At 65.3% G+C, this 331-nt stretch carries 1 protein-coding gene; it reads right to left on the bottom strand.

Annotated elements, in window-relative coordinates; all coding sequences use genetic code 11:
* Positions 1–94: 94 nt before the first annotated feature.
* Positions 95–331, bottom strand: a 237-nt coding sequence (locus EN852_RS37485; protein WP_135879816.1) for a hypothetical protein, incomplete at its 5' end; no start/stop codon positions are given.

Below are 331 nucleotides of genomic sequence, written 5' to 3'. Positions count from 1 at the left end.
GGACGGCCGGATTGCGCAAGCCCGTAGTCGCAAACAAAACAGACGCCATGCGCTCGTGCGTGGCGCAAGATAGCCTTCGCGTTGCCGCGGAAATTCAGGCGGCGGTTTTGAAGGCGTCCATCAGCCCGGCATAGGCGGCCGCGATGCCCGCCACCGGGTTGCTGCTTCTCGAAATGGTCTCGACTTTCAGCGCCCCGCCGCCGGTTGGCAAGGTGAGCAGGAGGAACTGGCGATTGCCGCCATCGCCGACGGATGCCGCCGCGACGTGCTGGCCTTCCCCTTCGTTCTGGACGCACATCTTGAACAGCAGCGTGCCGCCGACCGCTTCGAG

The organism is Mesorhizobium sp. M2E.F.Ca.ET.209.01.1.1 (genome assembly GCF_004010375.2).
Taxonomy (GTDB): domain Bacteria; phylum Pseudomonadota; class Alphaproteobacteria; order Rhizobiales; family Rhizobiaceae; genus Mesorhizobium.
The sequence above is the reverse complement of the archived record's forward strand: the minus strand, read 5'-3'. Positions and strand labels throughout refer to the sequence as shown.